Here is a 17601-nt window from a genome sequence, read left to right as displayed (position 1 = left end):
TGCCGGGTTAGCCGGGCGGACCCGACGGTTAAAGATCGTTTCGTCGGTGCCGCTCGTCCGGTGAGGCCCGGGCGCGCGGCAGTCGGTCACACGGAGGGCACGCCGGTGGAGGGTCGTCCGCTGCTCGGCACGCGCGGGTCGGTGGCGGGACCGCCCCGTACTCCCGTGCCGCACGCCGCGGGCCTGCCGTACCACCGGCCCCCGGCCCGCTCGCGCGACCTGCCGACCGTCGCGCGGCCGCCCGCTCCGTGACCGTCATCGCCACCCGGGACGGTCACCCGATGGCGGTCGCGGGTGATCTCCGCATCCCCGAGCCCGTGACGGGCCGGGGGAGCGGTACCGGGGAGGCAGGATCTGCCGCCGCGCCCGGGACGGGGCCCGGGCGCGGGCGGCTCCCCGAACCCGCCGTGACGCAGGCCGCCCTGCACCGCCGCGCGCCCTTGTCGCCGACCTCCTGACGACCGCCGCGCCCACCGCACGCGGAGCCGGCCGCCGGTGCCCGGGCCGGGCGCCGCCCCACGTGCCCGGCGGGCGCCGTAACGCTCCCGCGTGGCAGCCCTCCACACCTGCGCCTAGCGTGGAAGCAACCCCGGGGGGTGCGCGTTCGCGCTAAGGAGACCACCTCATGGCCCGTGGCACACAGGACACCTCTGCGGCCTCGGACGTGGGAGGCAGCACGAAGCGGCCCCGGCGTCCGAGCAAGGCCGATGCTCCGAACCACCGCTGGTGGGTGCTGAGCGTCATCGCGCTCGCGCAGCTGATGGTCGTTCTGGACGCGACCATCGTGAACATCGCGCTGCCCTCGGCCCAGACCGCACTGGGCTTCAGCAACGGCAACCGGCAGTGGATCGTCACCGCCTACGCGCTCGCGTTCGGCTCCCTGCTGCTGCTGGGCGGCAGGTTCTCCGACCTCATCGGGCGCAAGAGGATGTTCCTCATCGGCCTGGTCGGTTTCGCGGTCGCGTCCGCCGTCGGCGGCGCCGCCCCGAGCTTCGAGGTGCTGGTCGCGGCCCGCGCCCTGCAGGGCGTGTTCGGCGCCATGCTGGCGCCCGCCGCCCTCTCCCTGCTGACGACGACGTTCACCGACCCCAGGGAACGCGCGAGGGCGTTCGGGATCTACGGCGCCATCGCGGGTGCGGGCGGCGCCGTCGGACTGCTGCTGGGCGGTCTGCTCACCGAGTACCTGGACTGGCGCTGGTGCCTGTACGTCAACCTGATCTTCGCCGCGATCGCCTTCATCGGCGGTTCGCGCCTGCTGCACCCCGGCGCGCCGCCCGACCGCCCCACCCTGGACCTGCCCGGCACCGTCCTGGTCTCCGGCGGCCTGTTCTGCATCGTCTACGGCTTCTCCAACGCCGAGCGCCACCAGTGGAGCGCCACCAGCACCTGGGGGTTCCTGCTCGTCGGCGTCGTGCTCCTGGTCGCCTTCGTCTGGTGGCAGAACCGCGCCCGCCAGCCCCTGCTGCCGCTGCACGTGGTGGGCGACCGCGACCGCGGCGCGTCCTTCCTCGCGATGTTCATCTCGGGCGCCGGCATGTTCGGCGTGTTCCTGTTCCTGACCTACTACCTTCAGCGCACGCTGCTGTACTCGCCGGTGAAGACCGGCCTGGCGTTCCTGCCGATGGTCGCCGTCATCATGGTCGTGTCCGTCGCCACGACGAACGCCCTCGTGCCGCGCTACGGCGCGAAGCCGATCGTCCCGACCGGTATGGCGCTCGCCGGCGGTTCGATGGCCTGGATGACGGCGCTCGACGCCCACAGCACCTATGCCGCGCACGTCCTGCCCCCGCTGCTCCTGCTGGGCGCCGGCCTGGGCATGATCTTCGCCACCGGCATGAACCTCGCCACCGCGGGTGTGAAACCCCGTGACGCGGGCGTGGCCTCGGCGATGGTGAACACCTCGCAGCAGGTCGGCGGCTCCATCGGCACCTCACTGCTCAACACCCTGGCCACCAGTGCCGCGACCAGCTACGCGTCGGCACGGCGTCCCTCGGCCGCGGTCGCCGCCCAGGCGCAACTGCACAGCTACTCGGTGGCGTACTGGTGGTCCGCTGGCTTCTTCGCGGTGGGCTTCGTGGCCACCCTGCTGCTGTACCGGCGCGGCGTACCGGCGAGCCTGTCGGACCCGACCGCCCAGGGCGCGGCCCCTATGTGACGCGGCCTCGACATGACGCGGTCCTGAGGTGACGCCACCGGGGAGGCGGACTCCGTGCGGCCCCGGGGGCCACCGGATCCCGGCCCGGGGCGCGGGTCCCGCGACCGTATCCACATCGCGGAACGCCCCTGCGGGCCGTTGGTACCTACAGCTACCGTTTCGGCATGGCAGCGAACGGCAAGGACACGACCGGCTCCGCGGCACCGGTGGTCGCGGCTCTCGACGCGGTCAGCGTCCGCCGCTACACCACCGGCCAGGTGATCCTCGACGACATCGACTGGACCGTGCGCTCCGGCGAGCACTGGGCGCTCCTGGGCGCCAACGGCGCCGGCAAGACGACCATGCTCCGCCTGATCGGCGCCCTCATGCATCCGACGACCGGATCGGTCGAGGTGCTCGGCCATCGCCTGGGCCGGGTCGACGTACGCGAGCTGCGCGCCCACATCGGCCTGGTGTCCTCCGCGCAGAAGATCCCGCAGGACGCCACCGGACACACCGTCGTGCTGACCGGCCACACCGGAACCGTGCAGCCGCTGTGGCGCAAGTACGACGACGAGGTGCGGGAGCGCGCGCACGCCCTCCTCGCGGAGTTGGAGATCAAGGAACTCGCCGACCGCGCCTTCGGCGTGTGCTCGGGCGGTCAGCGGGCGCGCATCCTGGTCGCCCGGGCGCTGATGGCAGATCCGTCGCTGCTGTTGCTGGACGAGCCGTTCAACGCGCTCGACCTGCCCTCCCGCGAGGACCTCATCGACGCCATGCACCGCCTCGCGACCACGCGCAGCTCACTCGCCACGATCACCGTCACCCACCACCTTGAGGAGCTCTCGCCCGCGATCGGCCACGTGCTGCTGCTCAAGGAGGGCCGCGTGCTCACCTCCGGCGGCGCCGAGGACGTCCTCACCGCGGAGCGGATGACCGAGTGCTTCGGCCGGCCGATCGAGGTCAGCCGCCACGAGGGCCGGTGGCTGGCCCGCTCAGGCCGCCGCTGACGGCCGCGGCGGCCTCACGCCTATCTTCCTGGTCGATTCCGGTACGAAAGGCCCGCAGGCGCCCGCTCAGCCGATCCTGACGGCCTTTCAGCGAAGCCAGGGCAGGTCGGTTCCCTGCGGGTGGTTCAGGCCGTCCGCGATGATCCGGGAGATCTCGCCGAGCTGCTCCGCCTGCTCCGGGCTCAGCCGGTCGAAGATCGCCGCGCGGACCGCCGTGACGTGTCCGGGCGCGGTGCGCACCAACTCGTCGTACCCTGCGTCGGTCAGCACGGCGAGCTGGCCGCGTCGGTCGGAGGGGCAGTTCTCGCGCCGCAGCCAGCCGTTGCCCTCGAGGCGTGAGACCGCGTGGGAGAGCCGGGAGCGCGTGATCTTGGTCCGCTGGGCGAGTTCGGTCATCCTCATCCGGCGCTCTGGTGTCTCGGAGAGAGTGGCGAGAAGCGCGTAGTACATGTGCGGCATGCCGGCGTCCCGCTGGAGCTGGCGGTCGAGATGGTCCTCCAGCAAGGTCGTGGCCTGCAGAAAGGCCCGCCAGGTCGCCTGCTCGTCTTCCGTCAGCCACTCCATGTTCGCATGGTAGGGGAATGTCGTTGAATATTCAATAAAAACGGCCAGACAATGTGACGCGCGTCACCTGAGCCCGGGAAATATCCGGGGATCGACTCCCCGTTTAACCTTGCGTACGCAAACGGGGACAGCCTCCGTTTCGTCGCCGGCCCCGCTCGGGGCCACCGGCACACCAGGACAGGACCACCGAAGGGAGCTGGCCGTGGCGCTCGACATCACCACCACTGCGGCCAGGCCGCGCGCCGCGAGGCTGCGTGCGGACGCCACCCGCAACCGCGAGCGGATCGTGAACGCCGCCCGCGAGGCGATCGTGGAGTTCGGCCCCGACGTCCCCCTGGACGAAGTGGCGCGTCGCGCCGGCGTCGGCAACGCCACGCTCTACCGCCACTTCACGGACCGCACCGAACTCGTCCGCCAGGTCGCCCTGTCGGTGATGGCCCGTACCGCGCGGAGCGCCGAGGACGCCCTCGCCGAAGAGCCGGACGCCTTCTCCGCGCTCCAGCGGTTCGCCTTCGAGGCCGCCGACGAGCGCATCGGCGCCCTGTGCCCGATGCTGTCGACGGCCTTCGACCGCAGCGATCCCGCGGTGGAGCCCGAAGCGCGCCGCATGGAGCGCGCGATCACCGCGATCATGGACCGGGCCCAGTGCTCGGGCCAGGTGCGCGGCGACATCGCGGTCGGCGACCTGATGGTCGCGCTGACGCAGTTGACCCGGCCGCTGCCGGGCAGCGGCTGCGCCGGCTTCGACCGCTTCGTGCGACGCCACCTGCAACTCTTCCTCGACGGACTGCGCGCTCCCGCGCGGTCGAGGCTCGAGGGCACCGCCGCGACCCTGGAGGACCTGCAAGGCTGCCATTAACCGTTCGCCCGTAGCCCTGGCGGGTACTACCGTAGGCGACTTCGCCGCGTGCCGATCACTCCGCGGATCGCGACCCGCATGCACAGGCCGACCAGCACGGCGGCCGACCGGGCGTCACCGAAGACCGCTCGACATCTCGACCTCCCGAACACCTCGTACGTCGGAACCGGGCGAGGACGCCGATCCGACCCCTGGGACCGCTTGCTGACACACGTCCCCACGTCCTGTCACTCCGCACCTCGTTTTGTGAGACCACTCATGTCTGAACAGCTCAAGCCCGATCCGAAGCGCTGGACAGCGCTCATATTCATCGCCCTCGCCCAGCTGATGGTCGTGCTCGACGCGACCGTCGTGAACATCGCCCTGCCGTCCGCCCAGAAGGCGCTCGGCATCTCCAACGGCGACCGCCAGTGGGTCATCACCGCGTACACGCTCGCCTTCGGCGGCCTGCTCCTGTTCGGCGGCCGGATCGCCGACCTGTGGGGGCGCAAGAACGCGTTCGTCGTCGGCCTGCTCGGCTTCGCGGCCGCCTCCGCCCTCGGCGGCGCCGCGGTCAACCCGGCGATGCTCTACGGTGCCCGCGCGCTGCAGGGTGCCTTCGGCGCGCTTCTGGCGCCCGCGGCCCTGTCGCTGCTCGCGGTGATGTTCACCGACGCCAAGGAGCGCGCCAAGGCGTTCGGCGTCTACGGTGCCATCGCCGGCGCCGGCGCGGCCGTCGGCCTCATCCTCGGCGGCGTGCTGACCCAGTACCTGAACTGGCGCTGGGTGCTCTTCGTCAACATCGCGTTCGCGGTGGTCGCCGTCATCGGCGCCGTGATGTACATCCACGAGCCCGCCACCGGACGCAACCGCAACCGCCTCGACATCCCGGGCGTGGTCCTCGCGAGCGCCGGTCTGATCTCCCTCGTCTACGGCTTCAGCCGCGCGGAGTCCGACGGCTGGACCTCCAGCGTGACGATCGGCCTGTTCGTGGCCTCGGTGGTGCTCCTGGCCGCGTTCGCCTTCGTCGAGTCGCGCGTGCGCGCCGCCCTGCTGCCGCTGCGCGTCGTCACCGACCGCAACCGCGGCGGCATCTACCTGTCGCTGGGCCTGGCCGTGATCGGCATGTTCGGCCTGTTCCTGTTCCTGACGTACTACCTCCAGCAGGTCCAGGGATACTCCGCGCTCAAGTCCGGCTTCGCCTTCCTCCCGATGGTGGCCGGCATGATCGTGGGCTCCACCCAGATCGGCGCGCGCCTGATGCTGCGGGTCCGCCCGCGGCTCCTGATGGCACCCGGCTTCCTGGTGGCCGCCATCGGCATGGCCATCCTGGCCCAGATCAAGGTCGACTCCAGCTACGCCGAGGTGCTGCTGCCCGGTCTGGTCCTCATGGGCCTGGGCATGGGCACGGCGTTCATGCCGGCCATGAGCCTGGCGACCTACGGGGTGCGGCCGGAGGACGCCGGTGTGGCGTCCGCCATGGTCAACACCTCGCAGCAGGTGGGCGGCTCCATCGGCACCGCGCTGCTGAACACCCTGGCTGCCAGTGCGACCACCTCCTGGGCGACCAGCCACATGCACACCGCGGCCGACCGGACCAACCCGCTGCTGATCAACGAAGGCGCGGTGCACGGCTACTCGGTCGCCATCTACGTGGCGATGGGCATCCTGCTGCTGGCCTCCGTGATCGCGTTCACCTTCCTGAACGCAGGTGTCCAGAACACGGGCACCCGCGCCGACGGCGACGAGTCGCTCGAGGACATCGCCATCCCGGTCGTCGCACACTGACGTCCGACCCGGCGCCCTAGGCGCTCGGACATGAACGGCAGGGCCCCGCGTTCCGGAAACCCGGAACCGCGGGGACCTGCCGTTCGTCGTGAGTGGTCCGCCGGCGCACGCGGGGCAGGTGGGCCGGCGGCCCCGCACGGGCGCGGGTGTCGTCGCCCTCCTGGTCAGCCGAACTGGACGGAGCGCTTGGCCAGCCCCATCCAGAAGCCGTCGATGACGCTGCGCTGGCTGCCGAGTTCGGATTCTGCGGCACCCAGGGTGACGAACAGCGGCGCGAAGTGCTCGGTACGCGGGTGCGCGAGCCTCCCCGCGGGGGCCGCGTGCTCGAAGTCCAGGAGCCCGTCGATGTCCTGCGCCCCCAGCGCCCGATGGCCCCAGTCGTCGAACTCGCTCGACCAACTCGGCGGTCCGCTGCCCGCGTGCCGCAGTGCGGCCAGGTTGTGGGTGAAGAAGCCGCTGCCGACGATCAGCACGCCCTCGTCACGCAGCGGTGCGAGTCGGCGCCCGATCCTCATCAGCTCCTGCGGTGCCAGCGTCGGCATCGACACCTGGAGCACCGGGACATCGGCGTTCGGGAACATCTCCACCAGGGGCACGTAAGCCCCGTGGTCGAGCCCGCGGTCCGGCACGTCCTGCACCGGCTGCCCTACGCCGCGCAGGAGCTTGCGCACGTCCTCCGCGAGCGCCGGAGCACCGGGCGCGTCGTAGGTCACCTGGTAGTAGTGCTCGGGGAAGCCCCAGAAGTCGTGCACCAGGGGCACGCGGCTGGTGGCGCCGATCGCCAGGGGCGCCTCCTCCCAGTGGGCCGAGACCATCAAGATGGCCTTCGGACGGGGCAGGTCGGCCGCCCAGGCGGCGAGTTCCCCCGGCCACACCGGGTCGTCCGCCAGGGGCGGTGCGCCGTGCGAGAGGTAGAGCGCGGGCATGCGCTCCGGTGTCGCCGTGGTCATCACGCCTCCTTGAGATTTCAAGCGTATGCCTCGACGGTATCCCATTCGGTTGAAGGTTCAAAGAGTTTGGTCCGGTGTCCCGCACCCATGGACGCCGGGCCCGGAGGCGAGGGTCGCGGTCAGGTGACGCGCTTCTCGAACCATGCGACGTCGTGGTAAGCGCCGAACTTGCGGCCGACCTCCTCGTAGAGGCCGACCTGTCGGAAGCCGAACCGCTCGTGGATGCGTACCGACGCGTCGTTCGGAAGAGCGACTCCCGCATACGCCCGATGCACGTCCTCGGCCTCCAGTGCCGCGAAGAGGCGCCCGTAGAGCAATGACCCGATGCCGCGGCCGCCCTCGCCCGGCGCGAGGTAGACGCTCGTCTCCACCGACGTCGCGTACGCGGCCCGTGGCCGGAACGCGCCGCTGGTCGCGTAACCGAGAATTCGCCCGTCCGGACCGGGTAGTCGAGCAACCATGAGCCGGTGAGGGCCGTCTTCCGGATGGGAGAGCAACCACGGGCGACGCTCATCCGGGGTGAGGGGGGTCACGTCGAACGTGACGGCCGTCTCGCGGACGTAGTGGTTGTAGATGTCCGTCAGAGCCGCCAGATCGGCTTCGCCACCTGGGCCGACCTGCACGTTCGTACGATCCGCCACCATGTCGCCTCTCTGTGTGGCGGCACAGGATACTGCATGATCATAAAAAACAGGTGACGACATGGGAATTGTGTCCGCATTCCAGTCGTTATCCAGAGCGGATGGGGAAGCCGCAGAACTGAGGAAGCCGCACCGCGCGAGACCGGTGACGCGTCCGGACCCGTCCGACAAACAGACCGACCGCACCTTCGAAAGGGAGCACGCATGGCAACCCGTGCCGTCGCCCGTCGTCAAGCAGGTGGGACCAGCAGCGTTCGCGCCGCAGGCGGGGAAGTCGCCGACCGCGACCTCGTCGGCATGTACCTGGACGAGATCGCTCGCACCCCGCTGCTCGACGCCGCCAGGGAAGTCGAGCTCTCCCGCGACATCGAAGCGGGCGTCTTCGCGGAGCGCATACTCGCCGCCGACGCCGATCTCCCCGCATCTGCGGGCAGCGACGCCAAGCGGGAGGAACTTGAGGCGCTCGTCGCCACAGGCGAACGCGCCAAGGACGTCTTCATCCGCTCCAACCTGCGCCTCGTCGTCGCCGTGGCCCGCCGCTACCCCCGCAGCGGCCTGCCCCTGCTCGACCTGATCCAGGAGGGGAACGCCGGCCTGGTCCGCGCAGTCGAGAAGTTCGACTACGCGAAGGGCTTCAAGTTCTCCACGTACGCGACCTGGTGGATCCGCCAGGCCATCACCCGCTCCATCGCCGACCAGTCCCGCACCATCCGGCTGCCCGTCCACCTCGTCGAGGAACTCGGCCGCATCCGGCGCGTGCAGCGCGAATTCAACCGTGAGAACGGCCGCGACGCCGAACCCACCGAGATCGCCACCGAACTGGGCTCCACCCCCGAGCGCGTCTCCGACGTCCTCGACTGGGCCCGCGACCCGGTATCGCTGAACATGTCGGTCGATGCCGAAGGTGAGACCGAGTTCGGCGACCTCGTCGAGGACGGCGCGGCGCCCTCACCGGAGGACTCCGTCCTCGTCATGCTGCGCCGTGAGGAACTCGACGGCCTCATCGACCGCCTGGACGACCGGACCGCGTCCATCATCCGGGCCCGCTACGGCATCGTGGACGGTCGCGAGCGCACCCTCACCGAGGTCGGCAAGGAACACGGCCTCACCCGCGAGCGCATCCGGCAGATCGAGAAGCACGCCCTCGCCGACCTGAAGCGCATGGCCCGCGCCACCGGACTGGACTACGAAGCGGCATAACCACAACCGCCACGTCACCCGTGGCCCACAGACCCGGACCCCGGTGCATCCCCCCCGCGCCGGGGTTCGGCCTGTCCTGCGCGCATCGACCGGGCACGCAATGAGACGCTGCCTGCCATGAGCGACGACCGCGCCGGCAACGACGAAGAGCCCGACGCACCCGACGAGCCCGACCACCTCGGCGAACACCCGGACGAGCCGCACCACAACGGTCTCGGCACCCGCCTGAACTGGCTGCGCGCAGCGGTCCTCGGCGCCAACGACGGGGTGGTCTCGACCGCCGGCATCGTCGTCGGCGTTGCGGGAGCCACCGACTCCCGCTCCGCGCTGCTGACCGCCGGACTCGCCGGGCTGCTCGCCGGATCGCTGTCGATGGCCGCGGGGGAGTACGTCTCCGTCAGCACGCAGCGCGACTCCGAGCAGGCCGCCCTCGCCGTCGAGCAGGAAGAACTCGCCACGACCCCCCAGGCCGAACTCGCCGAACTCACCGGTCTGCTCGAAGAACGCGGGATCACCCACGAACTCGCTCGAGAGGTCGCCGAACAGCTCACCGCCCGCGACGCGCTCGGCGCCCACGCCCGTGTCGAGCTGGGCATCGACCCCGACGAACTCGCCAATCCCTGGCACGCCGCCTGGGCGAGTTTCGTGTCCTTCACCGCCGGCGCACTGCTCCCGCTGCTCGCCATCGTGCTGCCGCCCCAAAGCTGGCGTCTGGCCGTCACGGTCGCTTCCGTGGTCGTCGCGCTCGTCGCGTGCGGCCGGATCAGCGCGGATCTCGGCAATGCACCGGCGCGCCCCGCCGTCGTCCGCAACGTCGCGGGAGGCGTCATCGCGATGGCCGTCACCTATGCTGTCGGCACGCTCCTCGGCGCCGCAGGGGTCTGACGTCCGCCCCAGGCCCTCATCCCGGCCGGCTGGCGCACTGGTGCCCCCTGAGTCCCGTGGGCATGCCGAAATGCGGAGGCGGCCCGCCCATCGGATGCCGAGGCACTGAGACGCCGAAGCGCCCGACGAGAGTCAGGCCCGGTGGCTCTCCGCGCCAGGGCAGTCCAGCTTCCCGCTTTGCAGGAAGCGCTCCAGACACGCGAGGTACGGCGAGATGTCCATGCCCTGCTCCCGCAGCCACGCGTCCGCGTAGTACTTCTCGACGTAGCGCTCGCCCGGATCGCAGATCAGCCCGACGACGCTCCCGCGCTCACCGCTCTCACGCATCTCGGAGATGATCCGGAACGCAGCCCACAGGCCGGTCCCCGTCGACGCCCCTGCGCGCCGCCCCAGGAGCTTCTCCAGGACGCGCACGGCGGCGACCGATGCAGCATCCGGCACGCGCATCATCCGGTCGATCGCGCCCGGCACGAAGCTCGGCTCCACCCGCTGCCGGCCGATTCCCTCGATCCGTGAGCCGGCCGCCGTGGTGGCGCCCAGGTCGCCGTCCCGCCATCCGGGGAAGAACGCCGAGTTCTCCGGATCAGCGACGCAGATGCCCGTCGTCGCCTGTGCGTACCGCACGTATCGGGCCAGCGTCGCGGAGGTTCCCCCCGTCCCGGCGGTCGCCACGATCCACGTCGGGACCGGATGGCGTTCCGAGGCCATCTGCCGGAAGATCGACTCCGCGATGTTGTTGTTGCCCCGCCAGTCCGTCGCCCGCTCCGCGTACGTGAACTGGTCCATGTAGTGGCCGCCGGTCTCCTCGGCCAGCCGGGCGGCCGCCTCGTACACCTCGCTCGGGTTGTCCACCAGGTGGCACCGGCCGCCCTGGAACTCGATCAGCTCGACCTTCGCCCGCACCGTTCCGCGGGCCATCACGGCCACAAAGGGGACACCGATCAGACGGGCGAAGTACGCCTCCGAGACCGCCGTCGAGCCGCTCGATGCCTCGATCACCGGGCGTCCCGGCCTGATCCAGCCGTTGCACAGGGCGTAGAGGAACAGGGACCGGGCCAGCCGGTGCTTGAGCGAGCCCGTCGGATGGGTCGACTCGTCCTTCAGATAGAGGTCGACGCCCCAGTCCGCCGGGAGCGGCACCGACAGCAAATGGGTATCGGCGGACCTGTTGGCGTCGGCATGGACCTTCGCCACAGCAGTGCTCAACCAGCGACGGTACGCGTGGTCGCTTCGGTCGATGTCCAGTACCTGCACGAGTCCGTCTCCGGGCGGGGGCACGGGGGACGGTGCCGGCTTCGGGGTGTCCATGAGGCCAGGTATATCCGTCCTGGGACCCCAAACGGACACTTGGGGTATCTCCGTACACCTCCTTGGGTGGGCGCGGCTCCCGCGAGCCCTGCCCGGAGCCGTACTCTGGTGGCATGAGCACAGGCGACGAGATCGGACGTGAGCCCACGGCGCCGGGTTCCGGAACGGATACCGGCTCCTCTTCGGACGCTCCGACTCCGCGCGGCGCATCGGTTTCCGTCGGCGCGGGGATCGTCTTCGACGACCCGCTCGACCGACTGTCGGCCGACGACACCGACCGCGGCTGGGGCGACGTCCCCTCGAACTCAGCCGACGACGACTTCACCCGCTTCCTGAACGAGAAGCCGCCGCACCACATCTGAAGCAGGCCCGGTGCGCCGAGGCGGACACTGATCCCACGCACGGGGTTCTCCGTGACGAAGAGCGGTTCGCCTCGGTGCGAGGCCCGAGCAGGGTGCCCTGGGCCGCTTCCTTCCACGGGTCGGTCCCGGCGGTCTCTGCCCTCGGAGCCGTTGCTTCCTTCGTCCGCTTGCCGGCTGCCCTCGGCGACCGCTACCGGCCCATCGTCGTGGCCTCGTGTCGGCGCGCCGGTTCTCTCCTCCTGAGCGGCCGCCTGGGGATCGCCGCCCGCCCCTACGGGGTTGGGGTGCGGCCGGGCGGTGTGTGTGCGCCGCTCGACTGGTACGGCTTTCTGCGAAAGGACCAGCACCCAGCGCGGCCCTTCGTAGCGAATGCTTCGGCGTACCGGCTGACGGACCGACCCACCACCGAGCCCTCGGCATCTCGGGAGACGGAAGCGTTGGTCTTCGCGAGGGCGGGTTCGGCTTGTTGTCCCGGCGCGGTGGGTCCCCTGGACCCATCCGGAAGTCCCAGGCTGTTCTTCCTGCGCGCTCCCGTGTGCCTGCATCGCCCTCGCCGTGGCGCACCGGAGTGTATGGCCGCCCCGGGCGCCTGAACGGGAAGCCACCGCATGCCACTTCGCGAGTGGATGATTCAGCACAGCGCCACACCCAAGGGAGACACGGCGGCCGCTCCGGACAGCGCCGCGGCCGTACGGCGTGGAACAGCCAGCACGATCAGCGCGCCGCCACCTGCGCCGGCACTCTCGGGCGGGGCGGGCGCCGCCTGCTGAGACGAGACGGAACCCGCCGGCACGGACACGACGGTGACAGCCGAAGCCACCACTCGTGCCCCGGCGAGCACGTCCACGCGCGTGCCCGGGCGCAGAAGGGCGGCTGCCTCCGGGTCAGCGATCCGCACGGGCGCTCTGACTAGCTGCACAGCATGGCGTGGGGGCGGCGTGGTTGCCGTGGGCCCAGTTGGAGCAGTTGCGCGCGGTACCACTCGCTCGGGTCGTGGCGAGGCGCCGTGAGCCGAGGCCGCCGCGACCAGCGCCGCCGTCACGGCAAGGGCCGTGGCGAGGTGCCGCCGTCTGCGTCGCAACGCCGCGCCGAACCTTCCTCCACCTCGTCCGCCGGCACGGATCGGAGGAAAGAGCGGCACGGCGATGCGTGGAGGTGCGTACGGCTGAGGCGAGCCGGCAGCAGGTGTGACCTGAGGTCCGTCAGGAACGCAAGCGTCGGTAGCTGTGGGGGAATTGGGGAACTGCATGCGCGATCACCGTCAACCGTGAGGGAAAGGGCCGACCGGGATCAGTCGGCCTCTCCACGATCGCGCATTTCCCGCAACGCCGTTCGAGCCCCTGTGGATAACCCGTTTCCGATGAAAAACCGTTGGGCTGTCGGGGTGAAAGACGGTCTGATCGTTGACTTGCTACCGCAGGCGCCGCTAGGGAAGCGCGATCCCGGGTTCCTGACCGCCCAGGGGATTGACGCACAGGCAGTTGCGCTCGTCGCCCTCCGGCAATGCCTTGACGACGTCGAAGAGGACGTCGCGCATCCTCCCGACGTTCGCGGCGAAAACCTCGAGGACTTCCTCGTGTGAGACGCCCTCGCCGGTGTCCGCTCCGGCATCCAGATCCGTCACCAGCGTCAACGACGTATAGCAGAGACCGAGTTCCCGGGCGAGGACCGCTTCGGGATGCCCCGTCATTCCCACGACCGACCATCCCTGCGCGGCGTGCCAGAGGGATTCCGCCCGCGTGGAGAACCGCGGTCCTTCCACGACGACCAGTGTTCCCCCGTCCACGGCCTGCCAGCCGCCGGCCCCCGCAGTGGCGACAGCGGTGCGCCGTCCGACGGGGCAGTAGGGATCGGCGAAGGTCACGTGCACCACGTTCGGTGTCTGCCCGTCGGCGCGGGTCTCGCCGTCGAAGTAGCTCTGGTCCCGCCCCTTCGTCCGGTCGACCAACTGGTCAGGGACGAGGAGGGTGCCAGGGCCGTACTCGGCACGCAAGCCGCCGACCGCGCACGGCCCGAGGACCTGGCGCGCGCCGACCGATGCGAGTGCCCACAGGTTGGCCCGGTAGTTGATTCTGTGCGGCGGCAGGTGGTGCTTGCGCCCATGCCGGGGCAGGAACGCCACCTTGCGCCCGGCGACCTCGCCGATGAACAGGGAGTCGCTCGGCTCGCCGTAAGGAGTGTCGATGGTGACTTCTGTCACATCGTCGAGGAACGAGTAGAACCCGGAGCCTCCGATGACGCCGATCTCCGCCAGTGCCTGCGTGCCGCTGCTTCCCACCATGGCGATCAGCCTAATCCGCGCATGACGACGCGATGAACCCCCACCGTGTGGACAGTGGGGGTTCGTCGATGCCGAGAAGTGCCGAGCGCCGGAACGAGCTGGTCAGGCGACCGACGCGCTGCTGCTCGACGACGAGGAGGAGCCGGACGTGGTCGTGCTGCTCGTGCTCGACGACTTGCTGCTCTCGGTGGACTTGGTGTCCGAACCGCTGCTCTTGGGTGCGGGGGTGGTGCTGGACGACGAGCCGCGACTGTCGGTCCGGTAGAAACCGGAGCCCTTGAAGACCACGCCCACCGCCGAGAAGACCTTGCGCAGTCGCCCGCCGCAGTTGGGGCACTCGGTCAGCGCGTCGTCGCTGAACTTCTGCACGGCCTCAAGGCCCTCGCCACACTCGGTGCACTGGTACTGGTACGTCGGCACTTGCTCCTCCTGGCACTCTCACTTGTTGAGTGCTAACGACGCTCAATAGTGCAGTATTTCCCGCCGTCAGTCCACTGAGACCGGCGGACGGTGATCGATCCCACCCGCCGCCTGTGCTCCGGCGGGAGCAGGCGTCAGGTGGTCACGGAGCCCGACGAGCACCGCGAGTGCGAGCGCCGTTCCCGTCAGCGGTACCGCGAAACCGGCCGCGGAACCCCGCGCGTCGGCCAGCAGGCCCGCAACGGTCACAGCGATCGCCTGTCCGAACGCGACAGCCCCGGTCAGCCAGGTGAACGCCTCGGTCCGCGCCGATCGAGGCACCAGGGCGTCGACCATGGAGTACGCGGTCACGATCGTGGGCGCGATGAACAGGCCGGCGATCAGTGGGAGCACGCTCAGCAGCGCCAGGGAATGAGCGGCCCACAACGGCGCACAGGCGGCTGTGAGGCCCACGTAGGCGGCCAGCAGGCGGGTACGGGGAGCGTGGCGCCAGGAGACGGCACCGTAGACCGCGCCCGACAGCATGTTCCCGGCCGCGAAGACGCCATAGAGCACACCGTTCAGCCCCGGCCGGTCGATCTCCTGCGTGAACGCCGCCAGCGACACCTGCATCCCCCCGAAGACCGCGCCGACACCCAGGAATGCGATCGCCAAGGCGCGTACTGCGGACAGCGACAGCGCGGAGGTGTGCTGGCCTGCGCCACCTGTCGGTGATCGGTGCGCCGGCGGCTCCGAGCGGCGCTGCGCGGCGAAGAGGACCCCGCCAAGGAGGGTCAACGCGGCCTCGGCGACCAGCCCGGCCGCAGGATGGACAGAGGTGCACAACGCGGTCGCGATGACCGGCCCCACCACGAAGGTGAGCTCGTCGGTCACCGACTCGAAGGCCGCCGCCGTCTGCATGAGCGCGGACGCAGGGTCGTCCAGCGCGACGGACCAGCGCGATCGCACCATGGGACCGATCTGCGGGACGGTGGCGCCCGCGGGCATGGCTGTCACGAGGAGCACCCATCCGGGCGCCCCGGACACCGCGAGCACCACAACCGCGAGGACGCACAGCGCGTGCAGGGCGACTCCTGGCAGCAGGACCGCCCGCTGCCCGTAGCGGTCCGCGAGCCGGCCGCCCTGGGGTGCGCACAGCGCGCTCGCCGCTCCGGTGAGCGCTGCTGCGGCACCCGCCATCCCGTAGGAGCCGGTCGCGTGCCGAACGAGCAGCACCATGCTGATGGTGAGCATCGCGAACGGTTGCCGTGCCGCGAACCCCGGCAGGACGAACGCCCAGGCCCCAGGGGTGCGCAGGAGCCCGAGGTAACCCGGGCCACGGGCCTCTTCGCCTCCTGGCGCACCAGTCGTGGCCTGGGCGGTCGCATGGGAGGGGGCCTCGGAAGGCGAGCCAGGCAGGGGGTACGGCGAAGATGTGGACACCTTGGATGCCACGTTCCGGACTTTCTGCTGCCTGGTAGCGCCTGCACGCCATGGACGGCGTTCGCGCCGAGGACCGTCCGCTCAGCGCGGGACATCCGCGCCGGTCCTGCGTCAGGCAGGGGTTGCACTCGACAAATACGCCCTCATCATACGTAGGCGCGGCCTCGCCCCCGGCGCCGAAGTCATCGGCCGTCGTTCAGCCAGTTCGCCAGCTTGCCTCCCTGACCGACGGCGCGGAGCCGGTCCTCGGTGGCGTCGCGCACGGGGTCCGTGGCCACCACGAGCAGCTCGTCGCCCTTGCGCAGCATGGTCGCCGGCAGCGGGACGAAGCTCTTCCCGTCCCGCACCACGAGCGTCACGCCCGCGCCCTGGGGCAGCCGCAGCTCGCCGACCTCGACACCGTGCATCTTGGAGCCGCTGGGGATCGCCACGGACAGCAGGTGCCCTTGCAGCCGCTCCAAGGGCGCGGACTCGATACCCAGGTCCGAGGCACTGGCTTCGTCGATGTCGCCCAGGTGCAGATGCCGGGCCACCCAGGGCAGCGTCGGCCCCTGCACCAGCGTGTAGATGATCACCAGGACGAAGACGATGTTAAAGATCCGTTTGCTGTCCGTGATGTCGGCGACCATCGGGATGGTCGCCAGGACGATGGGCACCGCTCCCCTCAGTCCCGCCCACGACATCAGTGCCTGGTCGCGCCATGGCGTCCCGAACGGCAGCAGGCTCACGACCACGGAGGCGGGACGGGCCACCAGCGTCAGGAACAGCCCGATGATGATGGCCGGCACGATGTCGTCACCCAGCTCGTGCGGTGTCACCAGGAGTCCGAGCAGGACGAACAGGCCGATCTGCGAGATCCAGCCGAGCCCTTCGGCGAAGCCGCGGGTCGCGGGGCGGTGCGGCAGCTTGGCGTTGCCCAGGATGAGCGAAGCGATGTAGACGGCGAGGAAGCCGGAACCGTGCGCCATGGCGCCGGCCGCGTACGCGGCCACTGCGATCGCCATCACCGCGATGGGGTACAGCCCGGACGCCGGCAGGGCGACGTGCTTGAGGCCGTACGCGCCGATCCAGCCCACCGCGAAGCCGATCGCGGCGCCGATGGTCAGCTCCAACGCGATCTCGCCGAGCAGTCGGTACCAGTGGTCGACGGGTCCGGCGCTGGAGAACGCCACCACGAGGATCACGACCGGGGCGTCGTTGAATCCGGACTCCGCCTCCAGGACACCGGTCACCCGTTTGGGAAGCGAGATGTTCCGCAGGACCGAGAACACCGCCGCGGCGTCCGTCGACGACACCACGGCGCCGATGATCAGTGCCTGCCGCCAGCCCAGCCCGACCAGGTAGTGCGCGGCACCCGCGGTGACGAGCACGCTCACCAGCAGCCCTATGGTGGCCAGCACGGCCGCCGCCGGAAGCACGGGTTTGATCTCGTGCCACTTGGTGCCGAGCCCGCCCTCGGCGAGGATCACCACCAGCGCCGCGTATCCCAGCACTTGGGTGAGCTGGACGTCGTCGAAGGTGAAGCCGAACAGGCCGTCCTGCCCGATGGCCACCCCGATGCCGAGGTAGATCAGGAGCGTCGGAAGGCCGCTGCGCGAGGCCAGCCGCACGGCGATCACGGCCACCAGCAGGACTGCGGCGCCGATCAGCAGGACCTCGTTGAGGTGGTGGACAGTCAGGGGCCCGGTCCTTTCAACTTCGTTGCCTTACCTAATAATTTACCCGTCCTTGACGTTCCTCGGCCCGCTCCATGGTCACCTGGACGCCGCGTCCCTCGGCCACAGCCCGTACGCCTATG

General features: G+C 70.4%; 15 protein-coding genes. 7 read left to right on the top strand and 8 right to left on the bottom strand.

The window, feature by feature from the left end:
• The first annotated feature begins 625 nt into the window (after positions 1-625).
• Both RVR_RS13450 and RVR_RS13445 read left to right on the top strand, forming a co-directional pair.
• A complete protein-coding gene (locus RVR_RS13450) occupies positions 626-2155 on the top strand; it encodes an MFS transporter (protein WP_202234079.1) in 1530 nt (509 codons plus the stop codon).
• Positions 2156-2319: 164 nt separating this feature from the next.
• On the top strand, positions 2320-3144 hold the full coding sequence (locus RVR_RS13445; protein ID WP_202234078.1) for an ABC transporter ATP-binding protein: 825 nt from the start codon (positions 2320-2322) through the stop codon (positions 3142-3144).
• An 87-nt stretch (positions 3145-3231) separates the two neighbouring features.
• On the opposite strand, the gene RVR_RS13440 is transcribed toward RVR_RS13445, so the two are convergent.
• Entirely contained in the window at positions 3232-3744 is a 513-nt protein-coding gene (locus RVR_RS13440; protein WP_202238588.1) for a MarR family winged helix-turn-helix transcriptional regulator, read from the bottom strand.
• Between the two features lie 166 nt (positions 3745-3910).
• Here RVR_RS13440 and RVR_RS13435 point away from each other — a divergent pair, with 166 nt between their 5' ends.
• Together RVR_RS13435 and RVR_RS13430 are read left to right on the top strand one after the other, a co-directional pair.
• Positions 3911-4567 (top strand): TetR/AcrR family transcriptional regulator, encoded by a 657-nt coding sequence (locus RVR_RS13435; RefSeq protein ID WP_237404715.1) that lies wholly within the window; start codon positions 3911-3913, stop codon positions 4565-4567.
• Positions 4568-4825: 258 nt separating this feature from the next.
• Complete coding sequence (locus RVR_RS13430) at positions 4826-6334, top strand: MFS transporter (RefSeq protein WP_202234077.1); 1509 nt, start codon at positions 4826-4828, stop codon at positions 6332-6334.
• A gap of 164 nt (positions 6335-6498) precedes the next feature.
• Here RVR_RS13430 and RVR_RS13425 read toward each other — a convergent pair whose 3' ends face one another.
• Entirely contained in the window at positions 6499-7284 is a 786-nt protein-coding gene (locus RVR_RS13425) for a dioxygenase family protein (RefSeq protein WP_202234076.1), read from the bottom strand.
• 119 nt (positions 7285-7403) lie between these two features.
• Entirely contained in the window at positions 7404-7928 is a 525-nt protein-coding gene (locus tag RVR_RS13420; RefSeq protein ID WP_202234075.1) for a GNAT family N-acetyltransferase, read from the bottom strand.
• Positions 7929-8129: 201 nt separating this feature from the next.
• Here RVR_RS13420 and RVR_RS13415 point away from each other — a divergent pair, with 201 nt between their 5' ends.
• The gene (locus RVR_RS13415; RefSeq protein WP_202234074.1) at positions 8130-9125 is read left to right on the top strand and encodes a sigma-70 family RNA polymerase sigma factor; all 996 of its coding nucleotides are present in this window, start codon (positions 8130-8132) and stop codon (positions 9123-9125) included.
• 117 nt (positions 9126-9242) lie between these two features.
• Positions 9243-10010, top strand: a complete 768-nt coding sequence (locus tag RVR_RS13410) for a VIT1/CCC1 transporter family protein (protein WP_202234073.1) — start codon at positions 9243-9245, stop codon at positions 10008-10010.
• A 132-nt stretch (positions 10011-10142) separates the two neighbouring features.
• On the opposite strand, the gene RVR_RS13405 is transcribed toward RVR_RS13410, so the two are convergent.
• A complete protein-coding gene (locus RVR_RS13405; protein ID WP_202234072.1) occupies positions 10143-11318 on the bottom strand; it encodes a PLP-dependent cysteine synthase family protein in 1176 nt (391 codons plus the stop codon).
• A 113-nt stretch (positions 11319-11431) separates the two neighbouring features.
• Between RVR_RS13405 and RVR_RS13400 the strand changes: the two genes are divergently transcribed.
• The gene (locus tag RVR_RS13400) at positions 11432-11680 is read left to right on the top strand and encodes a hypothetical protein (protein WP_202239695.1); all 249 of its coding nucleotides are present in this window, start codon (positions 11432-11434) and stop codon (positions 11678-11680) included.
• Between the two features lie 1426 nt (positions 11681-13106).
• On the opposite strand, the gene RVR_RS13395 is transcribed toward RVR_RS13400, so the two are convergent.
• The 4 genes from RVR_RS13395 to RVR_RS13380 all read right to left on the bottom strand — a co-directional run bounded on the left by RVR_RS13395 (position 13107) and on the right by RVR_RS13380 (position 17482).
• Complete coding sequence (locus tag RVR_RS13395) at positions 13107-13961, bottom strand: S-methyl-5'-thioadenosine phosphorylase (RefSeq protein ID WP_202234071.1); 855 nt, start codon at positions 13959-13961, stop codon at positions 13107-13109.
• Between the two features lie 102 nt (positions 13962-14063).
• Positions 14064-14381, bottom strand: coding sequence for an FmdB family zinc ribbon protein (locus RVR_RS13390; protein WP_202234070.1), 318 nt, complete (start codon positions 14379-14381; stop codon positions 14064-14066).
• Between the two features lie 66 nt (positions 14382-14447).
• A complete protein-coding gene (locus tag RVR_RS13385; RefSeq protein ID WP_202234069.1) occupies positions 14448-15614 on the bottom strand; it encodes an MFS transporter in 1167 nt (388 codons plus the stop codon).
• 371 nt (positions 15615-15985) lie between these two features.
• Positions 15986-17482, bottom strand: a complete 1497-nt coding sequence (locus RVR_RS13380; RefSeq protein WP_202238586.1) for a potassium/proton antiporter — start codon at positions 17480-17482, stop codon at positions 15986-15988.
• Between the last annotated feature and the right edge of the window lie 119 nt (positions 17483-17601).

Origin of the sequence: Streptomyces sp. SN-593, assembly GCF_016756395.1 — a bacterium.
Lineage (GTDB): Bacteria > Actinomycetota > Actinomycetes > Streptomycetales > Streptomycetaceae > Actinacidiphila > Actinacidiphila reveromycinica.
Note: the sequence above shows the minus strand (reverse complement) of the source record. Positions and strands in the feature narration are given on the sequence as shown.